Here is a 15,722-nt window from a genome sequence, read left to right as displayed (position 1 = left end):
TACGGCAGGAGTTGAAAACCGTAAACAAGGCCGTTCCAAATATGGTACAAAACGTCCTAAAAACTAATTTCTAATCATTTTTAATACTATATGAAGGGAGGAACTTTGTAATGCCACGTAAAGGTCCTGTTCCAAAACGCGATGTTTTACCAGATCCGATTTACAATTCTAAACTAGTAACACGCTTAATTAATAAAATTATGATTGACGGCAAGAAAAGCAAAGCGCAAAAAATTTTATACAATGCTTTTGATATTGTAAGAGAACGTACTGGCAATGACCCGATGGAAGTATTTGAGCAAGCACTAAAAAATGTTATGCCAGTGTTGGAAGTTCGTGCACGTCGTGTAGGTGGGGCGAACTACCAAGTTCCTGTAGAAGTCAGACCAGAACGTCGTACTACGCTAGGACTTCGCTGGTTAGTAAACTATGCACGCCTTCGTGGTGAAAAGACGATGGAAGAGCGTCTTGCAGCTGAAATTATTGATGCAGCTAACAACACAGGTGCAGCAGTTAAGAAACGCGAGGATACCCATAAAATGGCAGAAGCAAACAAAGCATTTGCTCATTATCGCTGGTAATTTTGCAAATACCTATTAATATCCATGAAGGAAGGAGAAATTATCAGATGCCAAGAGAGTTCTCCTTAGAAAAAACTCGCAATATCGGTATCATGGCGCATATCGACGCCGGAAAAACAACTACTACTGAGCGCATCTTGTTCTATACAGGCCGCATTCACAAAATTGGGGAAACACACGAAGGTGCTTCCCAAATGGACTGGATGGAGCAAGAGCAGGAACGCGGTATAACCATTACATCCGCTGCAACAACAGCTCAATGGAAAGGTCACCGCATTAACATTATCGATACTCCAGGGCACGTCGATTTCACTGTGGAAGTTGAACGTTCTTTAAGAGTATTGGATGGAGCCGTTGCTGTACTTGACGCTCAATCAGGGGTTGAACCTCAAACTGAGACAGTGTGGCGTCAAGCAACAACATACGGAGTTCCACGTATTGTATTTGTTAATAAAATGGATAAAATTGGAGCAGACTTTTTATATTCTGTCAAAACTCTTCATGACCGTTTGGAGGCAAATGCTCACCCTATTCAATTGCCAATCGGCGCAGAAGATCAATTTGAAGGCATCATCGATTTAGTGGAAATGAAAGCCTACTATTACTTAGATGATCTTGGAACTCGCTCTGAAGCTCGAGACATTCCGGACGAGTATAAAGATCAGGCGGAAGAACTGCACACTAAATTGATTGAAGCAGTTGCAGAGTTAGATGAAGAGTTAATGATGAAATACCTTGAGGGAGAAGAAATTACTGTAGAAGAACTAAAAGCTGCCATTCGCAAAGGCACTTGCAACGTTGAGTTTTTCCCAGTTTTATGCGGATCCGCTTTTAAAAACAAAGGTGTTCAATTAATGTTGGATGCCGTTATCGATTATTTGCCGGCGCCAACAGATGTACCTCCTATTAAAGGTGTTATTCCTGACACTGAGGAAGAAACAGTGCGCAAATCAAGCGACGATGAACCGTTTGCTGCATTGGCATTTAAAGTCATGACCGATCCATATGTTGGGAAATTAACTTTCTTCCGAGTGTATTCAGGAACATTAAGCTCTGGTTCCTATGTCATCAACTCGACAAAAGGCAAACGGGAGCGTATTGGACGTATTCTGCAAATGCATGCCAATCACCGAGAAGAAATTTCAATGGTGTATGCAGGTGATATTGCGGCTGCTGTAGGTTTGAAAGATACAACGACTGGGGATACTTTATGTGATGAAAACCATCAGGTTATTTTAGAGTCGATGGAATTCCCTGAGCCTGTTATCAGAGTTGCGATTGAACCTAAATCAAAAGCGGACCAAGACAAAATGTCGACTGCTTTGCAAAAGCTGGCTGAGGAAGATCCAACCTTCAAGGCACATACAGATCCAGAAACTGGCCAAACCATTATTGCCGGTATGGGCGAACTTCACCTGGACATTATCGTTGACCGTATGAAACGGGAATTTAAAGTTGAGTGTAATGTTGGTGCGCCGCAAGTTGCGTATCGCGAAACATTCCGTTCATCTGCGCAGGTTGAAGGTAAATTTGTCCGTCAATCCGGTGGACGCGGTCAATACGGCCACGTTTGGATCGAATTCAGTCCAAATGAAGAAGGTAAGGGATTTGAATTCGAGAATGCTATTGTCGGTGGTGTTGTTCCACGCGAGTATATTCCGGCAGTTCAAGCTGGCTTAGAAGATGCCATGCAAAACGGGGTTCTGGCTGGATATCCTATTATTGATGTGAAAGCGAAACTATTTGATGGATCATACCACGATGTTGACTCAAGTGAGATGGCATTTAAAATAGCTGCTTCATTAGCGCTTAAAAATGCTGCTCAAAAATGTAACCCGGTACTCCTTGAACCGATCATGAAGGTAGAAGTCATCGTACCTGAAGAATACATGGGAGATATCATGGGCGACATCACTTCACGCCGAGGCCGTGTAGAGGGAATGGAAGCCCGCGGAAATGCACAAGTTGTAAAAGCAATGGTTCCTCTTGCTGAAATGTTTGGATATGCGACAGCTCTTCGTTCTAATACGCAAGGGCGCGGAACATTTACGATGCATTTCGATCACTATGAAGAGGTTCCGAAAAACATTGCCGATGAAATTATCAAAAAAAATAAAGGCGAATAATTGATTTTCAGGTTTTGATCAAGTATAACTACTTATGTAACCCTTGGTTGCGGATGCTTCAGCACCCGCTTCCAAGTATTCTATATATTTTATTAAAATGATCATAACTTTTTTAAGGAGGAAAAAATACTTATGGCTAAAGCGAAATATGAACGCTCTAAACCGCATGTTAACATTGGAACAATCGGCCACGTTGACCATGGGAAAACAACTTTAACAGCTGCAATTACAACGGTTCTTGCAAAACAAGGTAAAGCTGAAGCTCGCGCTTATGACCAAATCGACGGTGCTCCAGAAGAACGTGAACGCGGAATTACCATCTCAACTGCACACGTTGAGTATGAAACAGACAACCGCCACTACGCACACGTTGACTGCCCAGGCCACGCAGACTATGTTAAAAACATGATCACAGGTGCTGCGCAAATGGACGGTGCAATTCTGGTAGTATCTGCTGCTGACGGTCCTATGCCGCAAACTCGCGAGCACATTCTTCTTTCTCGCCAAGTTGGCGTGCCTTACATTGTTGTATTCTTGAACAAATGCGATATGGTAGACGATGAAGAATTATTAGAATTAGTTGAAATGGAAGTACGTGATCTTCTATCTGAATATGACTTCCCAGGAGACGATGTACCTGTCATCAAAGGTTCTGCTCTTAAAGCTCTTGAAGGAGATGCTGAATGGGAAGAAAAAATTCTTGAATTAATGAACGCAGTAGACGAATACATTCCAACTCCAGAACGCGATACTGATAAACCTTTCATGATGCCTGTTGAAGACGTATTTTCGATCACTGGACGCGGTACAGTTGCAACAGGACGCGTAGAACGCGGAACTGTTAAAGTTGGGGACGAAGTAGAAATTGTCGGCTTAACAGAAGAATCTAAGAAAACAACTGTTACTGGTGTTGAAATGTTCCGTAAGCTTCTTGACCAAGCTGAAGCTGGTGACAACATCGGTGCTCTTCTTCGCGGTATTGCCCGTGATGAAGTAGAACGCGGACAAGTTTTAGCAAAACCTGGTTCCATTACACCACACAAAAAATTTAAAGCGCAAGTTTATGTTCTTTCTAAAGAAGAAGGTGGACGTCATACTCCATTCTTCTCAAATTACCGTCCGCAATTCTATTTCCGTACAACAGACGTAACTGGAATTATCACTCTTCCAGAAGGCGTAGAAATGGTAATGCCTGGGGATAATGTAGAAATGACAGTAGAACTTATCTCTCCAGTTGCAATTGAAGACGGTACGAAATTCTCAATTCGCGAAGGCGGACGTACTGTCGGAGCTGGATCTGTATCCGCAATCCTTGACTAATGAAGCCAGCCATACAAAGCGAGTCGGATCATACGGCTCGCTTTTTTTATTTCCGGTTCATACACTGTCTGATCATGAACCAGTTCCTTCTTTTTTAAAGAGGTTTAAAATCCAAGGGAAAAGGATAACAATGGAAATGGAAAGAATTTTCGCTTGTTCTTGTTGTTTATAGAAAAAGGTAATAAATTTATAAGGCCATCACATAAAGAAATCCTTATTTTCTCTTGCATTGGCCCTTTGTTTTTTATATAATGATTAACGTTGGTCTTTGACTGCGATGAAGCGGGAGGTTGCTGACACACCCGGCCGCTTTGCCATGGCGGTGTGCAGGAAATTCTCGCGGAGAATTGTCTATGGAAAGTAGGCGAAAAAGGAGGGAAAATAATGGCAAAACAAAAAATTCGCATTCGTTTAAAAGCGTATGATCACAGAATCCTTGATCAATCAGCTGAGAAAATCGTAGAAACTGCAAAGCGTTCGGGCGCAAACGTTTCAGGTCCGATTCCGCTGCCAACTGAAAAAACAGTTTATACGATTCTTCGGGCAGTGCATAAATATAAAGATTCTCGTGAACAGTTTGAAATGCGTACACATAAACGTTTGATCGACATCATCAACCCAACGCCGCAAACGGTTGATGCGTTAATGCGCTTAGATTTGCCATCTGGTGTCGACATTGAAATTAAATTGTAATCGATAGATTTATAACATTTTATCATTTAGGAGGTGTGACTCATGACCAAAGGAATCTTAGGTAGAAAAATCGGAATGACGCAAGTATTTGCTGAAAACGGTGATCTAATTCCAGTAACAGTCGTTGAAGTAACGCCGAACGTTGTTCTTCAAAAGAAAGTCGTAGAAACTGATGGTTATGAAGCCATTCAGCTTGGTTTTGAAGATAAACGTGAAAAGCTGGCAAACAAGCCTGAAAAAGGCCATGCCGCAAAAGCAAATACTGCACCTAAGCGCTTCGTTAGAGAAATCCGCGGAGCTAATGTTGAGGAATATGAAGTTGGTCAAGAGGTTAAAGTTGATATTTTTTCTGCAGGGGAACTTGTTGATGTAACAGGTATCTCGAAAGGTAAAGGATTTCAAGGTGCCATTAAACGCCATGGACAATCACGCGGACCGATGTCGCACGGTTCACGTTATCACCGACGCCCGGGTTCAATGGGGCCGATCGCACCAAACCGCGTATTTAAGTCAAAAGAGCTTCCAGGACGTATGGGTGGAGAACGGGTGACTGTTCAAAACCTTGAAATCGTAAAGGTAGATGTTGAACGCAACCTACTCTTGATTAAAGGGAATGTTCCAGGTGCCAAAAGATCATTAGTCATCATTAAATCAGCAGTGAAAGCGAAGTAATTCCTACAGGAAAGGAGGATATGGATAATGCCAAAAGTTGCATTATATAACCAAAACGGATCTCAAGTGGGAGAAATCGAATTAAATGATTCTGTTTTTGGTATTGAACCAAATCAGCACGTTTTGTTTGAAGCGATTATTATGCAAAGAGCTTCGTTAAGACAAGGAACACATAAAGTAAAAAATCGTTCTGAAGTTAGCGGCGGTGGCCGTAAACCTTGGCGCCAAAAAGGTACAGGACGCGCGCGTCAAGGATCAATTCGTTCGCCACAATGGCGCGGCGGTGGAACAGTATTTGGCCCGACACCTCGGAGCTATGCTTATAAATTGCCGAAAAAAGTCCGCCGCTTAGCCATTAAATCGGCTTTATCAGCAAAAGTACAAGAAAACAACATCGTCGTTTTAGAAGATCTTGTGTTAGCAGCACCAAAAACAAAAGAAATGGCCGGGATTTTAAAGAGCCTATCCGTCGAAAGAAAAGCGCTAATCGTCACTGGCGATGAAAACGAGAACGTTGCATTATCCGCACGAAACATTCCTGGTGTAACGGTGGTTACTGCCAACGGAATCAATGTTTTAGATGTTGTTAGTCATGATAAGCTTGTTATTACGAAAGCTGCGGTTGAAAAAGTAGAGGAGGTGCTTGCATAATGAAAGATCCTCGCGATATAATTAAGCGCCCCGTCATTACTGAACGTTCAATGGATTTAGTAGCAGACAAAAAATATACGTTTGAAGTAGACGTCAGAGCGAACAAAACAGAAGTTAAGGATGCTGTAGAAAAGATTTTCGACGTTAAGGTGGCTAAAGTCAACATTATGAATTACAAAGGAAAAGTGAAACGTGTTGGCCGATTCACCGGATTAACGAACCGTCGTAAAAAAGCGGTTGTTACATTAACGGCTGACAGCAAGGAAATCGAATTGTTCGAAGCTTAATTTTGCAAAGTGAAGGAGGGAAACTGAAATGGCGATTAAAAAATATAAACCAACTTCTAACGGACGCCGCGGCATGACAGTATCTGATTTCGCTGAAATCACTACTGACAAGCCGGAAAAATCGCTGCTTGCACCACTGCATAAAAAAGCAGGGCGCAACAATCAAGGGAAGTTAACTGTTCGTCATCAAGGCGGCGGTCATAAACGTCAATATCGCATCATTGACTTCAAACGCGACAAAGATGGAATACCAGGACGCGTTGCTACAATCGAATATGATCCAAACCGTTCGGCAAACATTGCACTTATTAACTATGTTGATGGTGAAAAACGCTACATTATCGCACCAAAAGGATTAGAAGTAGGGATGGAAGTGATGTCTGGTGCAGATGCAGACATCAAAGTGGGAAATGCACTTCCTCTTCAAAACATACCTGTTGGTACTGTCATTCATAACATTGAGTTAAAACCGGGAAAAGGCGGCCAATTAGTTCGCTCCGCTGGTGCATCCGCTCAGGTGCTCGGTAAAGAAGGAAAATACGTTTTAGTCCGCCTTACTTCAGGTGAAGTCCGCATGATTTTAGCTACATGCCGTGCAACGATTGGCCAAGTGGGGAACGAACAACACGAATTAATTACGATCGGTAAAGCCGGCCGTTCTCGCTGGTTAGGCAAACGTCCGACCGTTCGCGGATCTGTTATGAACCCTAACGACCATCCGCACGGCGGTGGTGAAGGAAGAGCGCCAATTGGACGCAAATCGCCAATGACGCCATGGGGCAAACCAACTCTTGGCTACAAAACACGCAAAAAGAAAAATAAATCCGATAAATTTATCGTACGTCGTCGTAAAAAATAACGGGGTTGTTCTACGGTTCATTCGAACCGTAGCTCAATCGCGAAGGGAGGTAACAATATGGGTCGCAGCTTAAAGAAAGGACCTTTCTGCGATGATCATTTAATGAAAAAAATTGAAAAATTAAATGAAACAGGCAGCAAGCAAGTGATCAAAACTTGGTCTCGCCGTTCAACCATTTTCCCATCTTTCATCGGCCATACGATTGCCGTTTATGATGGCAGAAAACATGTTCCGGTATATATTACGGAGGACATGGTGGGACACAAGCTGGGAGAATTTGCTCCAACTCGTACGTTTAAAGGTCACGCAGGCGATGATAAGAAAACAAAACGTTAATGAGAGGAGGATAAATTATGCAAGCTAAAGCTGTTGCAAGAACAGTAAGAATTGCTCCTCGTAAAGCCCGTTTAGTCATTGACTTGATTCGAGGAAAGCAAGTGGGGGAAGCAGTTGCTATTCTTCGCCACACACCGAAAGCTGCTTCGTCCATTATTGAAAAAGTATTAAAATCTGCTGTAGCAAATGCTGAGCATAACTATGACATGGACGTTAACAATCTTGTTATAGAAAAAGCCTATGTAGATGAAGGACCTACTTTAAAACGGTTTAGACCGCGTGCGCAAGGGCGTGCAAGTCAAATTAACAAACGCACTAGCCACATTACCATTATTGTTTCAGAAAAAAAGGAGGGATAATTAGTGGGTCAAAAGGTAAATCCAGTCGGTCTTCGCATCGGGATCATTCGTGATTGGGAATCGAAATGGTATGCAGAAAAAGATTACGCTGATCTCTTGCATGAAGACTTGAAAATTCGTGAATTCATTAATAAACGTTTAAGTGATTCCTCTGTTTCCCGCATTGAAATAGAACGTGCAGCAAACCGCTTAAATATTACGATCCATACGGCAAAGCCTGGAATGGTTATTGGAAAAGGCGGAACGGAAGTGGAAGCTTTAAGAAAAGCTTTGAATCAATTGACAGGCAAGCGAGTGCATATTAATATTTTGGAAATTAAAAAAGCGGATTTAGATGCTAAGCTTGTTGCAGAAAATATTGCTCGCCAGTTGGAAAACCGCGCTTCTTTCCGCCGTGTGCAGAAGCAGGCTATTCAACGTGCTATGCGTGCCGGCGCATTGGGAATTAAAACAATGGTTTCCGGTCGTCTTGGCGGCGCAGATATCGCACGCTCTGAACATTACAGTGAAGGAACGGTTCCGCTCCATACACTGCGTGCCGACATTGATTACGGAACAGCCGAAGCTGATACAACTTACGGAAAGCTGGGAGTAAAAGTTTGGATTTATCGTGGTGAAGTTCTTCCTGCAAAAAAGAAATCTGAGGAAGGAGGAAAATAATCATGTTAATGCCGAAACGCGTGAAATATCGTAGAGAACATCGCGGAAAAATGCGCGGGCGTGCAAAAGGCGGCACTGAAGTGCATTTCGGTGAATACGGAATTCAAGCACTTGAACCGGCTTGGATTACCAACAGACAAATTGAAGCCGCACGTATTGCCATGACTCGTTATATGAAACGCGGCGGGAAAGTGTGGATTAAAATCTTCCCATCTAAGCCATACACTGCAAAACCTTTAGAAGTTCGGATGGGTTCCGGTAAAGGGGCTCCTGAAGGTTGGGTAGCAGTTGTAAAACCTGGAAAAGTTTTGTTTGAAATTGCCGGCGTATCTGAGGAAGTTGCACGTGAAGCGCTTCGTCTTGCATCACATAAATTGCCGATCAAAACGAAATTTGTAAAACGTGAAGAAATTGGTGGTGAATCAAATGAAAGCTAAAGAAATTCGTGATCTAACCACTGCCGAAATTGAACAAAAAGTAAAATCTTTAAAAGAAGAACTGTTTAATTTGCGTTTCCAGCTTGCAACTGGACAGCTTGAAAATACTGCCCGGATTCGTGAAGTGCGGAAAACAATTGCCCGTATGAAAACGATCATTCGCGAAAGAGAGCTTGCTGCAAGCAAATAATTTTGAGAGGAGGTTTGCTGGATGAGCGAACGCAACAGACGCAAAGTTTATACTGGACGCGTTGTTTCTGACAAAATGGACAAAACGATCACAGTTTTAGTCGAAACTTACAAAAAGCACCCACTTTACGGAAAACGCGTGAAATACTCGAAAAAATTCAAAGCCCATGATGAAAATAATCAAGCAAAAGTCGGGGATATTGTGCGCATTATGGAAACTCGCCCGCTTTCTGCAACGAAGCGTTTTCGTTTAGTTGAAATTGTTGAAGAAGCAGTTATTATCTAATATGGTTCGGATCACAATTTTCCGAAGGGAGGTAAACGAACATGATTCAGCAAGAATCACGTTTAAAAGTTGCTGACAATTCTGGTGCACGTGAATTATTAACCATTAAAGTTCTTGGCGGATCTGGTCGTAAAACAGCTAATATCGGTGATATTATTGTTGGTACGGTTAAACAAGCAACACCAGGAGGCGTTGTTAAAAAAGGCGATGTTGTAAAGGCCGTTGTTGTTCGCACAAAACGCGGTGTGCGTCGTCCTGATGGTTCTTATATTCGTTTTGATGAAAATGCTTGCGTGATCATCCGCGAAGACAAAAGCCCTAGAGGCACCCGTATTTTTGGACCGGTTGCCCGTGAGCTTCGTGATAAAAACTTCATGAAAATTGTTTCTCTAGCTCCAGAGGTTCTTTAATTTCAAACTGCCTACTTAAGGGAGGTGTGAAGTCGATGCATGTCAAAAAAGGCGACAAAGTAATGGTTATTACCGGAAAAGATAAAGGAAAGCAAGGCGTGATTCTTAAAGCATTTCCGAAAAAAAATCGCGTCCTTGTAGAAGGAGTCAACATTGTCAAAAAACATTCAAAACCTTCTCAATCTAATCCACAAGGCGGAATTATCAGCCAAGAGGCACCTATCCATGTATCTAATGTCATGCCGCTAGATCCGAAAACCGGAGAACCTACCCGCATCGGTTATAAAGTGGTAGACGGCAAAAAGGTACGTGTGGCGAAAAAATCAGGTGAAATTTTAGATAAATAGTTAGGAAGGGAGGTCTAAACATGAACCGCCTAAAAGAAAAATATACAAAAGAAATTGTACCTGCTCTCATGAGCAAGTTTAACTATAAATCGATTATGGAAGTGCCAAAAATCGAAAAAATTGTTATTAACATGGGTGTCGGTGACGCAGTTCAAAACGCTAAAGCATTGGACAACGCTGTAGAGGAACTGACTTTGATTGCAGGACAAAAACCGGTTGTTACTCGCGCCAAAAAATCCATTGCGGGCTTCCGGCTTCGCGAAGGAATGCCGATCGGTTGCAAAGTAACCCTCCGTGGTGAACGCATGTATGATTTCTTTGATAAATTAATTTCCGTATCGCTTCCGCGGGTGCGTGATTTCCGTGGCGTTTCCAAAAAATCTTTTGATGGCCGCGGCAACTACACACTCGGTATTAGAGAGCAGCTTATTTTCCCTGAAATTGATTATGATAAAGTAAATAAAGTGCGCGGAATGGATATTGTCATTGTCACTACTGCGAAAACAGATGAAGAAGCTCGTGAACTGCTGGCACAATTCGGCATGCCTTTTTCAAAATAACCGCTTAAGATAGGAGGGGAAAACGTGGCTAAAAAATCAATGATTGCGAAACAAAAACGCAAACAAAAATTTAAAGTGCGCGAATACACTCGTTGCGAACGTTGCGGCCGTCCTCATGCCGTTCTACGCAAATTTAAACTTTGCCGAATTTGTTTCCGTGAACTTGCTTATAAAGGTCAAATTCCTGGCGTGAAAAAAGCTAGTTGGTAATTCAGAAAAAACGGGAAGGAGGTAATTTTAATGGTTATGACTGACCCAATTGCTGATATGCTTACTCGCATCCGCAATGCAAACATGGTTCGTCATGAGAAGCTGGAAGTTCCCGCTTCAAAAATTAAACGTGAGATTGCTGAAATTTTAAAACGCGAAGGATTTATTCGTGATGTCGAATATATCGAAGATAACAAACAAGGAATTTTGCGCATTTTTCTAAAATACGGCCCCAATAATGAACGTGTTATTACAGGTTTAAAACGCATTAGCAAACCAGGCTTGCGCGTTTATGCAAAAGCGAACGAAATTCCACGTGTATTGAACGGATTAGGAATTGCCATCGTTTCAACATCCTATGGTGTTTTAACAGATAAAGAAGCACGTGCAAAACAAACAGGTGGAGAAGTGCTTGCATACGTTTGGTAATGATTAATTGCGAAATGGAGGTGTTATTATGTCGCGTGTTGGAAAAAAACCAGTTGAAATTCCTTCAGGCGTTACTGTTACTTTGAACGGCAATACAGTAACAGTAAAAGGCCCGAAAGGCGAATTAACCCGTGCTTTTCATCCTGATATCGATATAAAAGTAGAGGACCAAGTCATCACTGTTTCTCGTCCATCTGATGATAAGGAACATCGTGCCCTTCATGGAACGACCCGAAGCCTTCTTGCAAACATGGTTGAAGGTGTTTCTAAAGGCTTTGAAAAAAGCTTGGAGTTAATCGGGGTTGGATATCGTGCTTCTAAGTCCGGCAAAAAACTAGTATTGAATGTTGGATATTCGCATCCGGTAGAAATCGAACCTGAAAACGGCATTGAAATCGATGTACCATCTCAAACGAAAATTGTTGTAAAAGGTGCTGACAAAGAACGTGTTGGCGCAGTAGCTGCGAATATACGAGCTGTACGTCCGCCTGAACCGTACAAAGGGAAAGGTATTCGTTATGAAGGTGAATATGTGCGCCGCAAAGAAGGTAAAACAGCTAAGTAATGCCGCTTAAAAAGCTAAGAAAGGAGTGACCCAGATGATTACGAAACCTAGCAAAAATGCGGTTCGTAAAAAAAGACATGCACGCGTGCGTACAAAAGTTTTCGGAACTTCAACCCGCCCGCGTCTAAACGTTTTCCGTTCTAACAAGCATATTTATGCTCAAGTGATTGATGATACAAATCACTCAACGCTTGTAAGTGCTTCTACATTAGATAAGGAACTGAATTTAGAATCAACAGGAAATGTAGAGGCAGCCCAAAAAGTCGGCGAGCTTATTGCAAAACGTGCTCTTGAAAAAGGGATTAAAGTTGTCGTATTTGATCGCGGAGGATATTTATATCATGGTCGTGTGAAAGCTTTAGCAGACGCTGCTCGCGAAGCTGGTCTAGAATTTTAATTGATAAAGGAGGGAAAACAGACATGCGTCGTATTGATCCAAGCAAACTTGAACTTGAAGAACGTGTTGTTACCGTAAACCGCGTTGCGAAAGTTGTAAAAGGCGGTCGCCGTTTCCGTTTTGCTGCTCTAGTTGTTGTCGGTGACAAAAACGGTCACGTCGGTTTCGGAACAGGAAAAGCGCAAGAGGTTCCTGATGCAATTCGCAAAGCAATTGAAGATGCTAAGAAAAACTTGTTTGAAGTGCCAATTGTAGGCACGACGATTCCACATGAAGTAATCGGTAAATTTGGTGCAGGATCCATCCTTTTAAAACCTGCTTCCGAAGGTACTGGGGTTATTGCTGGGGGCCCTGTTCGTGCAGTATTAGAGCTGGCAGGTGTTCATGATATTTTGTCAAAATCCTTGGGATCTAATACTCCAATTAATATGGTCCGCGCAACGGTCGACGGTTTAAAACAGTTGAAACGTGTAGAAGAAGTAGCAAAGCTTCGTGGAAAAACGGTAGAAGAACTGTTAGGATAAGGAGGGAAAGACAATGGCAAAGAAATTGGCGATTACCCTCACAAAGAGCGTAATTGGTCGTCCTGAAGACCAACGTATTACGGTAAAAACACTAGGATTAAGAAAATTGCACCAAACAGTAGTACATGATGACAATCCGGCTATTCGTGGGATGATCAATAAAGTTTCTCACCTTGTGAAAGTGGAAGAACAGTAAACCAATTGCTGAAATAAGGAGGTGTTCATGGCAATGAAGCTTCATGAATTAAAACCTGCTGAAGGTTCCCGTAAAAAACGCAACCGTGTTGGTCGTGGCATCGGATCAGGAAACGGAAAAACATCCGGCCGCGGTCAAAAAGGACAAAACGCCCGCTCCGGCGGTGGAGTTCGTCTAGGTTTTGAAGGTGGTCAAACACCATTGTTCCGCCGTTTGCCAAAACGCGGATTTACTAATATCAATCGCAAAGAATACCAAATTGTTAATTTAGAAACATTAAATCGCTTTGAAGACGGTACAGAAGTTACTCCTCAGCTTCTTCTGGAAACAGGTGTCGTCAGCAAATTAAAAGCAGGCATTAAAGTTTTAGGAAAAGGAAAATTAGAGAAAAAATTAACAGTCAAAGCAAATAAATTCTCTGCTTCTGCGAAAGAAGCAATTGAAGCTGCCGGCGGTACTGCTGAGGTGATTTAATGTTTAAGACAATCTCCAATTTTATGCGCGTGGGTGATATACGAAATAAAATTATATTCACCCTTCTTATGTTAATCGTTTTTCGCATCGGTACTTTTATCCCTGTTCCAGGTGTCAATACAGATGTTTTAAAAGCTCAAGACCAATTGAACGTATTTGGTGTGCTAAACATTTTCGGCGGCGGCGCGTTGCAGAATTTTTCCATCTTGGCCATGGGAATCATGCCTTATATTACCGCTTCGATTATTGTTCAGTTATTGCAGATGGATGTTGTTCCAAAGTTCACTGAATGGGCGAAGCAAGGTGAAATGGGCCGAAGAAAGCTTGCGCAATTCACACGTTATTTAACAATTGTTTTAGGATTCATTCAGGCGTTGGCCATGTCGTACGGCTTTAACAACTTAGCCGGCGGCCTGTTGATTGAGGATCCGAACATTGGAACGTATTTACTCATTGCGATAGTTCTAACAGCCGGCACTGCCTTTTTAATGTGGCTGGGAGAACAAATAACAGCAAAAGGCGTCGGCAACGGCATTTCCATTATCATTTTTGCTGGAATAGCAGCTGGCATACCTACGGCAGTCAACCAAATATATGCACAGCAGTTTGAAGATGCCGGGAATCAGCTGTTTTTACGGATAGTAACAGTTGTTTTGCTTGCATTAGCTGTTCTGTTAGTGATTGTAGCTGTCATTTTTATTCAACAAGCTTTACGGAAAATTCCAATCCAATATGCAAAACGGCTTGCGGGAAGAAGCCCTGTCGGAGGGCATTCGACACATCTGCCGCTAAAAGTGAATTCAGCTGGAGTTATTCCGGTCATTTTTGCGGTATCATTTATCATTACCCCAACTACGATTGCATCGTTCTTTGGGCCAAATGATGTGACAAGATGGATTCAAAGAATCTTTGATTACACGGAACCGATCGGGATGATTATTTACGTAGCACTAATTATCGCCTTCACTTATTTCTATACGTTTGTTCAAGTAAATCCTGAGCAGTTAGCGGAAAATCTGCAAAAACAAGGTGGTTATATACCAGGCATAAGACCAGGCAAAAACACACAAGAGTATGTGACGAAAATTTTATATCGATTAACGGTAGTCGGCTCAATTTTTCTGGCAATCGTCGCGATTCTTCCGGTTTTCTTTATAAAATTCGCCGATTTGCCTTCCACTGCACAAATTGGGGGAACAAGCTTGCTGATCGTTGTCGGTGTCGCGCTAGAAACGATGAAGCAGCTTGAATCGCAGCTTGTCAAACGACATTATAAAGGATTTATGAAACATTGAGGTTGTGGGGCTATCTTGTCCCATCCCTCTAAAAGAATCTGAGGGGGAAAATCCATGAATCTAGTTTTAATGGGGTTGCCTGGTGCAGGCAAAGGAACGCAGGCTGAAAAAATTGTGGAAAAATTCAACATCCCTCATATTTCAACGGGAGATATGTTTAGAGCAGCAATGAAAGAAGGGACCGAATTAGGATTAAAAGCTAAATCTTTCATTGATAAAGGTGAATTGGTACCAGATGATGTGACAATCGGTATTGTCCGCGAAAGATTGGGAAAAAATGATACGGATAAAGGCTTTTTATTGGACGGTTTCCCTCGTACAGTTGCTCAAGCCGAAGCTTTGGAAGAAATTTTAAAGCAGCTAAATAAAAAAATTGATTATGTTATCAACATTGATGTTGACCGAAGCATTTTGATGGAAAGATTAACAGGACGCCGAATTTGCAAAAACTGCGGTGCGACCTACCATCTTGTATTCAATCCTCCGAAAGAAGAAGGAGTTTGCGACAAGTGCGGCGGCGAGCTCTATCAGCGCGCTGACGACAATGCTGAAACAGTGGGGAACCGACTTGAAGTAAATGTAAAACAGTCCAAACCTTTGTTAGACTTTTATGAGTCAAAAGGCTACTTGAGAAATATCAATGGTCAACAAGAGATTGATAAAGTGTTTGAAGATATTTGCAGCTTGCTTGGAGGCTTAGGTGAATGATCATTTGCAAAACGGAGCGGGAAATCGAGATTATGCGGGAAGCCGGTCGAATTGTTGCGTTAACTCACCAAGAACTCCAAAAATATTTACAGCCTGGGATCACAACAAAAGAACTGGACGCAATTGCGGAAAAGTTTATTCGTGAACATGA

Annotated in this window: 27 protein-coding genes; all 27 read left to right on the top strand. The window is 42.2% G+C overall.

Features of this window, described 5'->3' with window-relative positions; genetic code table 11:
• Window positions 1–110: 110 nt before the first annotated feature.
• Complete coding sequence (gene rpsG, locus AC0KTX_RS10285; RefSeq protein ID WP_474252108.1) at window positions 111–581, top strand: 30S ribosomal protein S7; 471 nt, start codon at window positions 111–113, stop codon at window positions 579–581.
• Window positions 582–628: 47 nt separating this feature from the next.
• On the top strand, window positions 629–2,707 hold the full coding sequence (fusA, locus tag AC0KTX_RS10280) for an elongation factor G (RefSeq protein ID WP_474252107.1): 2,079 nt from the start codon (window positions 629–631) through the stop codon (window positions 2,705–2,707).
• A 132-nt stretch (window positions 2,708–2,839) separates the two neighbouring features.
• Window positions 2,840–4,027, top strand: a complete 1,188-nt coding sequence (gene tuf / locus AC0KTX_RS10275) for an elongation factor Tu (protein ID WP_474252106.1) — start codon at window positions 2,840–2,842, stop codon at window positions 4,025–4,027.
• Between the two features lie 384 nt (window positions 4,028–4,411).
• Window positions 4,412–4,720 (top strand): 30S ribosomal protein S10, encoded by a 309-nt coding sequence (gene rpsJ, locus AC0KTX_RS10270; RefSeq protein WP_474252105.1) that lies wholly within the window; start codon window positions 4,412–4,414, stop codon window positions 4,718–4,720.
• Between the two features lie 42 nt (window positions 4,721–4,762).
• Complete coding sequence (rplC, locus tag AC0KTX_RS10265; RefSeq protein ID WP_474252104.1) at window positions 4,763–5,392, top strand: 50S ribosomal protein L3; 630 nt, start codon at window positions 4,763–4,765, stop codon at window positions 5,390–5,392.
• Window positions 5,393–5,419: 27 nt separating this feature from the next.
• Window positions 5,420–6,043 carry a 50S ribosomal protein L4 gene (gene rplD / locus AC0KTX_RS10260; RefSeq protein ID WP_474252103.1) on the top strand — a complete coding sequence of 208 codons (624 nt, stop codon included), beginning with the start codon at window positions 5,420–5,422 and terminating at the stop codon, window positions 6,041–6,043.
• Entirely contained in the window at window positions 6,043–6,330 is a 288-nt protein-coding gene (rplW, locus tag AC0KTX_RS10255; protein ID WP_474252102.1) for a 50S ribosomal protein L23, read from the top strand. The genes rplD and rplW overlap by 1 nt, the downstream gene beginning before the upstream one ends.
• A 28-nt stretch (window positions 6,331–6,358) precedes the next feature.
• Window positions 6,359–7,189, top strand: coding sequence for a 50S ribosomal protein L2 (gene rplB, locus AC0KTX_RS10250; RefSeq protein ID WP_474252101.1), 831 nt, complete (start codon window positions 6,359–6,361; stop codon window positions 7,187–7,189).
• Between the two features lie 57 nt (window positions 7,190–7,246).
• Complete coding sequence (gene rpsS, locus AC0KTX_RS10245; protein ID WP_474252100.1) at window positions 7,247–7,525, top strand: 30S ribosomal protein S19; 279 nt, start codon at window positions 7,247–7,249, stop codon at window positions 7,523–7,525.
• A 17-nt stretch (window positions 7,526–7,542) separates the two neighbouring features.
• The gene (rplV, locus tag AC0KTX_RS10240) at window positions 7,543–7,884 is read left to right on the top strand and encodes a 50S ribosomal protein L22 (RefSeq protein WP_474252099.1); all 342 of its coding nucleotides are present in this window, start codon (window positions 7,543–7,545) and stop codon (window positions 7,882–7,884) included.
• 3 nt (window positions 7,885–7,887) lie between these two features.
• Window positions 7,888–8,544, top strand: coding sequence for a 30S ribosomal protein S3 (gene rpsC, locus AC0KTX_RS10235; protein WP_474252098.1), 657 nt, complete (start codon window positions 7,888–7,890; stop codon window positions 8,542–8,544).
• Window positions 8,545–8,546: 2 nt separating this feature from the next.
• Window positions 8,547–8,981, top strand: a complete 435-nt coding sequence (rplP, locus tag AC0KTX_RS10230; RefSeq protein WP_474252097.1) for a 50S ribosomal protein L16 — start codon at window positions 8,547–8,549, stop codon at window positions 8,979–8,981.
• Window positions 8,971–9,171 (top strand): 50S ribosomal protein L29, encoded by a 201-nt coding sequence (gene rpmC, locus AC0KTX_RS10225; protein ID WP_474252096.1) that lies wholly within the window; start codon window positions 8,971–8,973, stop codon window positions 9,169–9,171. The genes rplP and rpmC overlap by 11 nt, the downstream gene beginning before the upstream one ends.
• A 21-nt stretch (window positions 9,172–9,192) precedes the next feature.
• Window positions 9,193–9,456: a 30S ribosomal protein S17 gene (rpsQ, locus tag AC0KTX_RS10220; RefSeq protein ID WP_474252095.1), complete on the top strand. Its 264-nt coding sequence runs from the start codon at window positions 9,193–9,195 to the stop codon at window positions 9,454–9,456.
• A 41-nt stretch (window positions 9,457–9,497) separates the two neighbouring features.
• Window positions 9,498–9,866, top strand: a complete 369-nt coding sequence (rplN, locus tag AC0KTX_RS10215) for a 50S ribosomal protein L14 (RefSeq protein ID WP_063387168.1) — start codon at window positions 9,498–9,500, stop codon at window positions 9,864–9,866.
• Window positions 9,867–9,901: 35 nt separating this feature from the next.
• Window positions 9,902–10,213, top strand: a complete 312-nt coding sequence (gene rplX, locus AC0KTX_RS10210) for a 50S ribosomal protein L24 (protein WP_474252094.1) — start codon at window positions 9,902–9,904, stop codon at window positions 10,211–10,213.
• A 20-nt stretch (window positions 10,214–10,233) separates the two neighbouring features.
• The gene (rplE, locus tag AC0KTX_RS10205) at window positions 10,234–10,773 is read left to right on the top strand and encodes a 50S ribosomal protein L5 (RefSeq protein ID WP_474252093.1); all 540 of its coding nucleotides are present in this window, start codon (window positions 10,234–10,236) and stop codon (window positions 10,771–10,773) included.
• Between the two features lie 24 nt (window positions 10,774–10,797).
• Window positions 10,798–10,983: a type Z 30S ribosomal protein S14 gene (locus tag AC0KTX_RS10200; RefSeq protein WP_474252092.1), complete on the top strand. Its 186-nt coding sequence runs from the start codon at window positions 10,798–10,800 to the stop codon at window positions 10,981–10,983.
• 30 nt (window positions 10,984–11,013) lie between these two features.
• Window positions 11,014–11,412, top strand: a complete 399-nt coding sequence (rpsH, locus tag AC0KTX_RS10195; RefSeq protein ID WP_474252091.1) for a 30S ribosomal protein S8 — start codon at window positions 11,014–11,016, stop codon at window positions 11,410–11,412.
• A gap of 28 nt (window positions 11,413–11,440) precedes the next feature.
• Window positions 11,441–11,977 (top strand): 50S ribosomal protein L6, encoded by a 537-nt coding sequence (gene rplF / locus AC0KTX_RS10190; protein WP_474252090.1) that lies wholly within the window; start codon window positions 11,441–11,443, stop codon window positions 11,975–11,977.
• A gap of 34 nt (window positions 11,978–12,011) precedes the next feature.
• A complete protein-coding gene (gene rplR / locus AC0KTX_RS10185) occupies window positions 12,012–12,374 on the top strand; it encodes a 50S ribosomal protein L18 (RefSeq protein ID WP_474252089.1) in 363 nt (120 codons plus the stop codon).
• Window positions 12,375–12,397: 23 nt separating this feature from the next.
• Window positions 12,398–12,898: a 30S ribosomal protein S5 gene (gene rpsE, locus AC0KTX_RS10180; RefSeq protein ID WP_474252088.1), complete on the top strand. Its 501-nt coding sequence runs from the start codon at window positions 12,398–12,400 to the stop codon at window positions 12,896–12,898.
• A 13-nt stretch (window positions 12,899–12,911) separates the two neighbouring features.
• Entirely contained in the window at window positions 12,912–13,094 is a 183-nt protein-coding gene (gene rpmD, locus AC0KTX_RS10175) for a 50S ribosomal protein L30 (RefSeq protein ID WP_474252087.1), read from the top strand.
• A 33-nt stretch (window positions 13,095–13,127) separates the two neighbouring features.
• Complete coding sequence (gene rplO / locus AC0KTX_RS10170) at window positions 13,128–13,568, top strand: 50S ribosomal protein L15 (protein WP_474252137.1); 441 nt, start codon at window positions 13,128–13,130, stop codon at window positions 13,566–13,568.
• Entirely contained in the window at window positions 13,568–14,863 is a 1,296-nt protein-coding gene (gene secY, locus AC0KTX_RS10165; RefSeq protein ID WP_474252086.1) for a preprotein translocase subunit SecY, read from the top strand. The genes rplO and secY overlap by 1 nt, the downstream gene beginning before the upstream one ends.
• Window positions 14,864–14,917: 54 nt before the next feature.
• Entirely contained in the window at window positions 14,918–15,571 is a 654-nt protein-coding gene (locus tag AC0KTX_RS10160; protein WP_474252085.1) for an adenylate kinase, read from the top strand.
• Window positions 15,568–15,722: M24 family metallopeptidase (locus AC0KTX_RS10155; protein WP_474252136.1), on the top strand; the 155-nt coding region annotated here is incomplete at its 3' end. The genes AC0KTX_RS10160 and AC0KTX_RS10155, both read left to right, overlap by 4 nt.

This window comes from Aeribacillus sp. JST-2, from assembly GCF_056032925.1.
This window is presented reverse-complemented; position numbering and strand designations above follow the sequence as displayed.

Coding starts and splice junctions, on each gene's coding strand:
- rplD (WP_474252103.1), top strand. CDS start 5,420: ATGCCAAAAGTTGCATTATATAACCAAAACGGATCTCAAGTGGGAGAA.
- rplO (WP_474252137.1), top strand. CDS start 13,128: ATGAAGCTTCATGAATTAAAACCTGCTGAAGGTTCCCGTAAAAAACGC.
- fusA (WP_474252107.1), top strand. CDS start 629: ATGCCAAGAGAGTTCTCCTTAGAAAAAACTCGCAATATCGGTATCATG.
- rpsG (WP_474252108.1), top strand. CDS start 111: ATGCCACGTAAAGGTCCTGTTCCAAAACGCGATGTTTTACCAGATCCG.
- rpsE (WP_474252088.1), top strand. CDS start 12,398: ATGCGTCGTATTGATCCAAGCAAACTTGAACTTGAAGAACGTGTTGTT.
- rplF (WP_474252090.1), top strand. CDS start 11,441: ATGTCGCGTGTTGGAAAAAAACCAGTTGAAATTCCTTCAGGCGTTACT.
- rplP (WP_474252097.1), top strand. CDS start 8,547: ATGTTAATGCCGAAACGCGTGAAATATCGTAGAGAACATCGCGGAAAA.
- secY (WP_474252086.1), top strand. CDS start 13,568: ATGTTTAAGACAATCTCCAATTTTATGCGCGTGGGTGATATACGAAAT.
- rplN (WP_063387168.1), top strand. CDS start 9,498: ATGATTCAGCAAGAATCACGTTTAAAAGTTGCTGACAATTCTGGTGCA.
- rplE (WP_474252093.1), top strand. CDS start 10,234: ATGAACCGCCTAAAAGAAAAATATACAAAAGAAATTGTACCTGCTCTC.
- rpmC (WP_474252096.1), top strand. CDS start 8,971: ATGAAAGCTAAAGAAATTCGTGATCTAACCACTGCCGAAATTGAACAA.
- tuf (WP_474252106.1), top strand. CDS start 2,840: ATGGCTAAAGCGAAATATGAACGCTCTAAACCGCATGTTAACATTGGA.
- rpsQ (WP_474252095.1), top strand. CDS start 9,193: ATGAGCGAACGCAACAGACGCAAAGTTTATACTGGACGCGTTGTTTCT.
- rplC (WP_474252104.1), top strand. CDS start 4,763: ATGACCAAAGGAATCTTAGGTAGAAAAATCGGAATGACGCAAGTATTT.
- AC0KTX_RS10160 (WP_474252085.1), top strand. CDS start 14,918: ATGAATCTAGTTTTAATGGGGTTGCCTGGTGCAGGCAAAGGAACGCAG.
- rplR (WP_474252089.1), top strand. CDS start 12,012: ATGATTACGAAACCTAGCAAAAATGCGGTTCGTAAAAAAAGACATGCA.
- rpsS (WP_474252100.1), top strand. CDS start 7,247: ATGGGTCGCAGCTTAAAGAAAGGACCTTTCTGCGATGATCATTTAATG.
- rpmD (WP_474252087.1), top strand. CDS start 12,912: ATGGCAAAGAAATTGGCGATTACCCTCACAAAGAGCGTAATTGGTCGT.
- rplW (WP_474252102.1), top strand. CDS start 6,043: ATGAAAGATCCTCGCGATATAATTAAGCGCCCCGTCATTACTGAACGT.
- rplX (WP_474252094.1), top strand. CDS start 9,902: ATGCATGTCAAAAAAGGCGACAAAGTAATGGTTATTACCGGAAAAGAT.
- rpsH (WP_474252091.1), top strand. CDS start 11,014: ATGGTTATGACTGACCCAATTGCTGATATGCTTACTCGCATCCGCAAT.
- rpsJ (WP_474252105.1), top strand. CDS start 4,412: ATGGCAAAACAAAAAATTCGCATTCGTTTAAAAGCGTATGATCACAGA.
- rplV (WP_474252099.1), top strand. CDS start 7,543: ATGCAAGCTAAAGCTGTTGCAAGAACAGTAAGAATTGCTCCTCGTAAA.
- rplB (WP_474252101.1), top strand. CDS start 6,359: ATGGCGATTAAAAAATATAAACCAACTTCTAACGGACGCCGCGGCATG.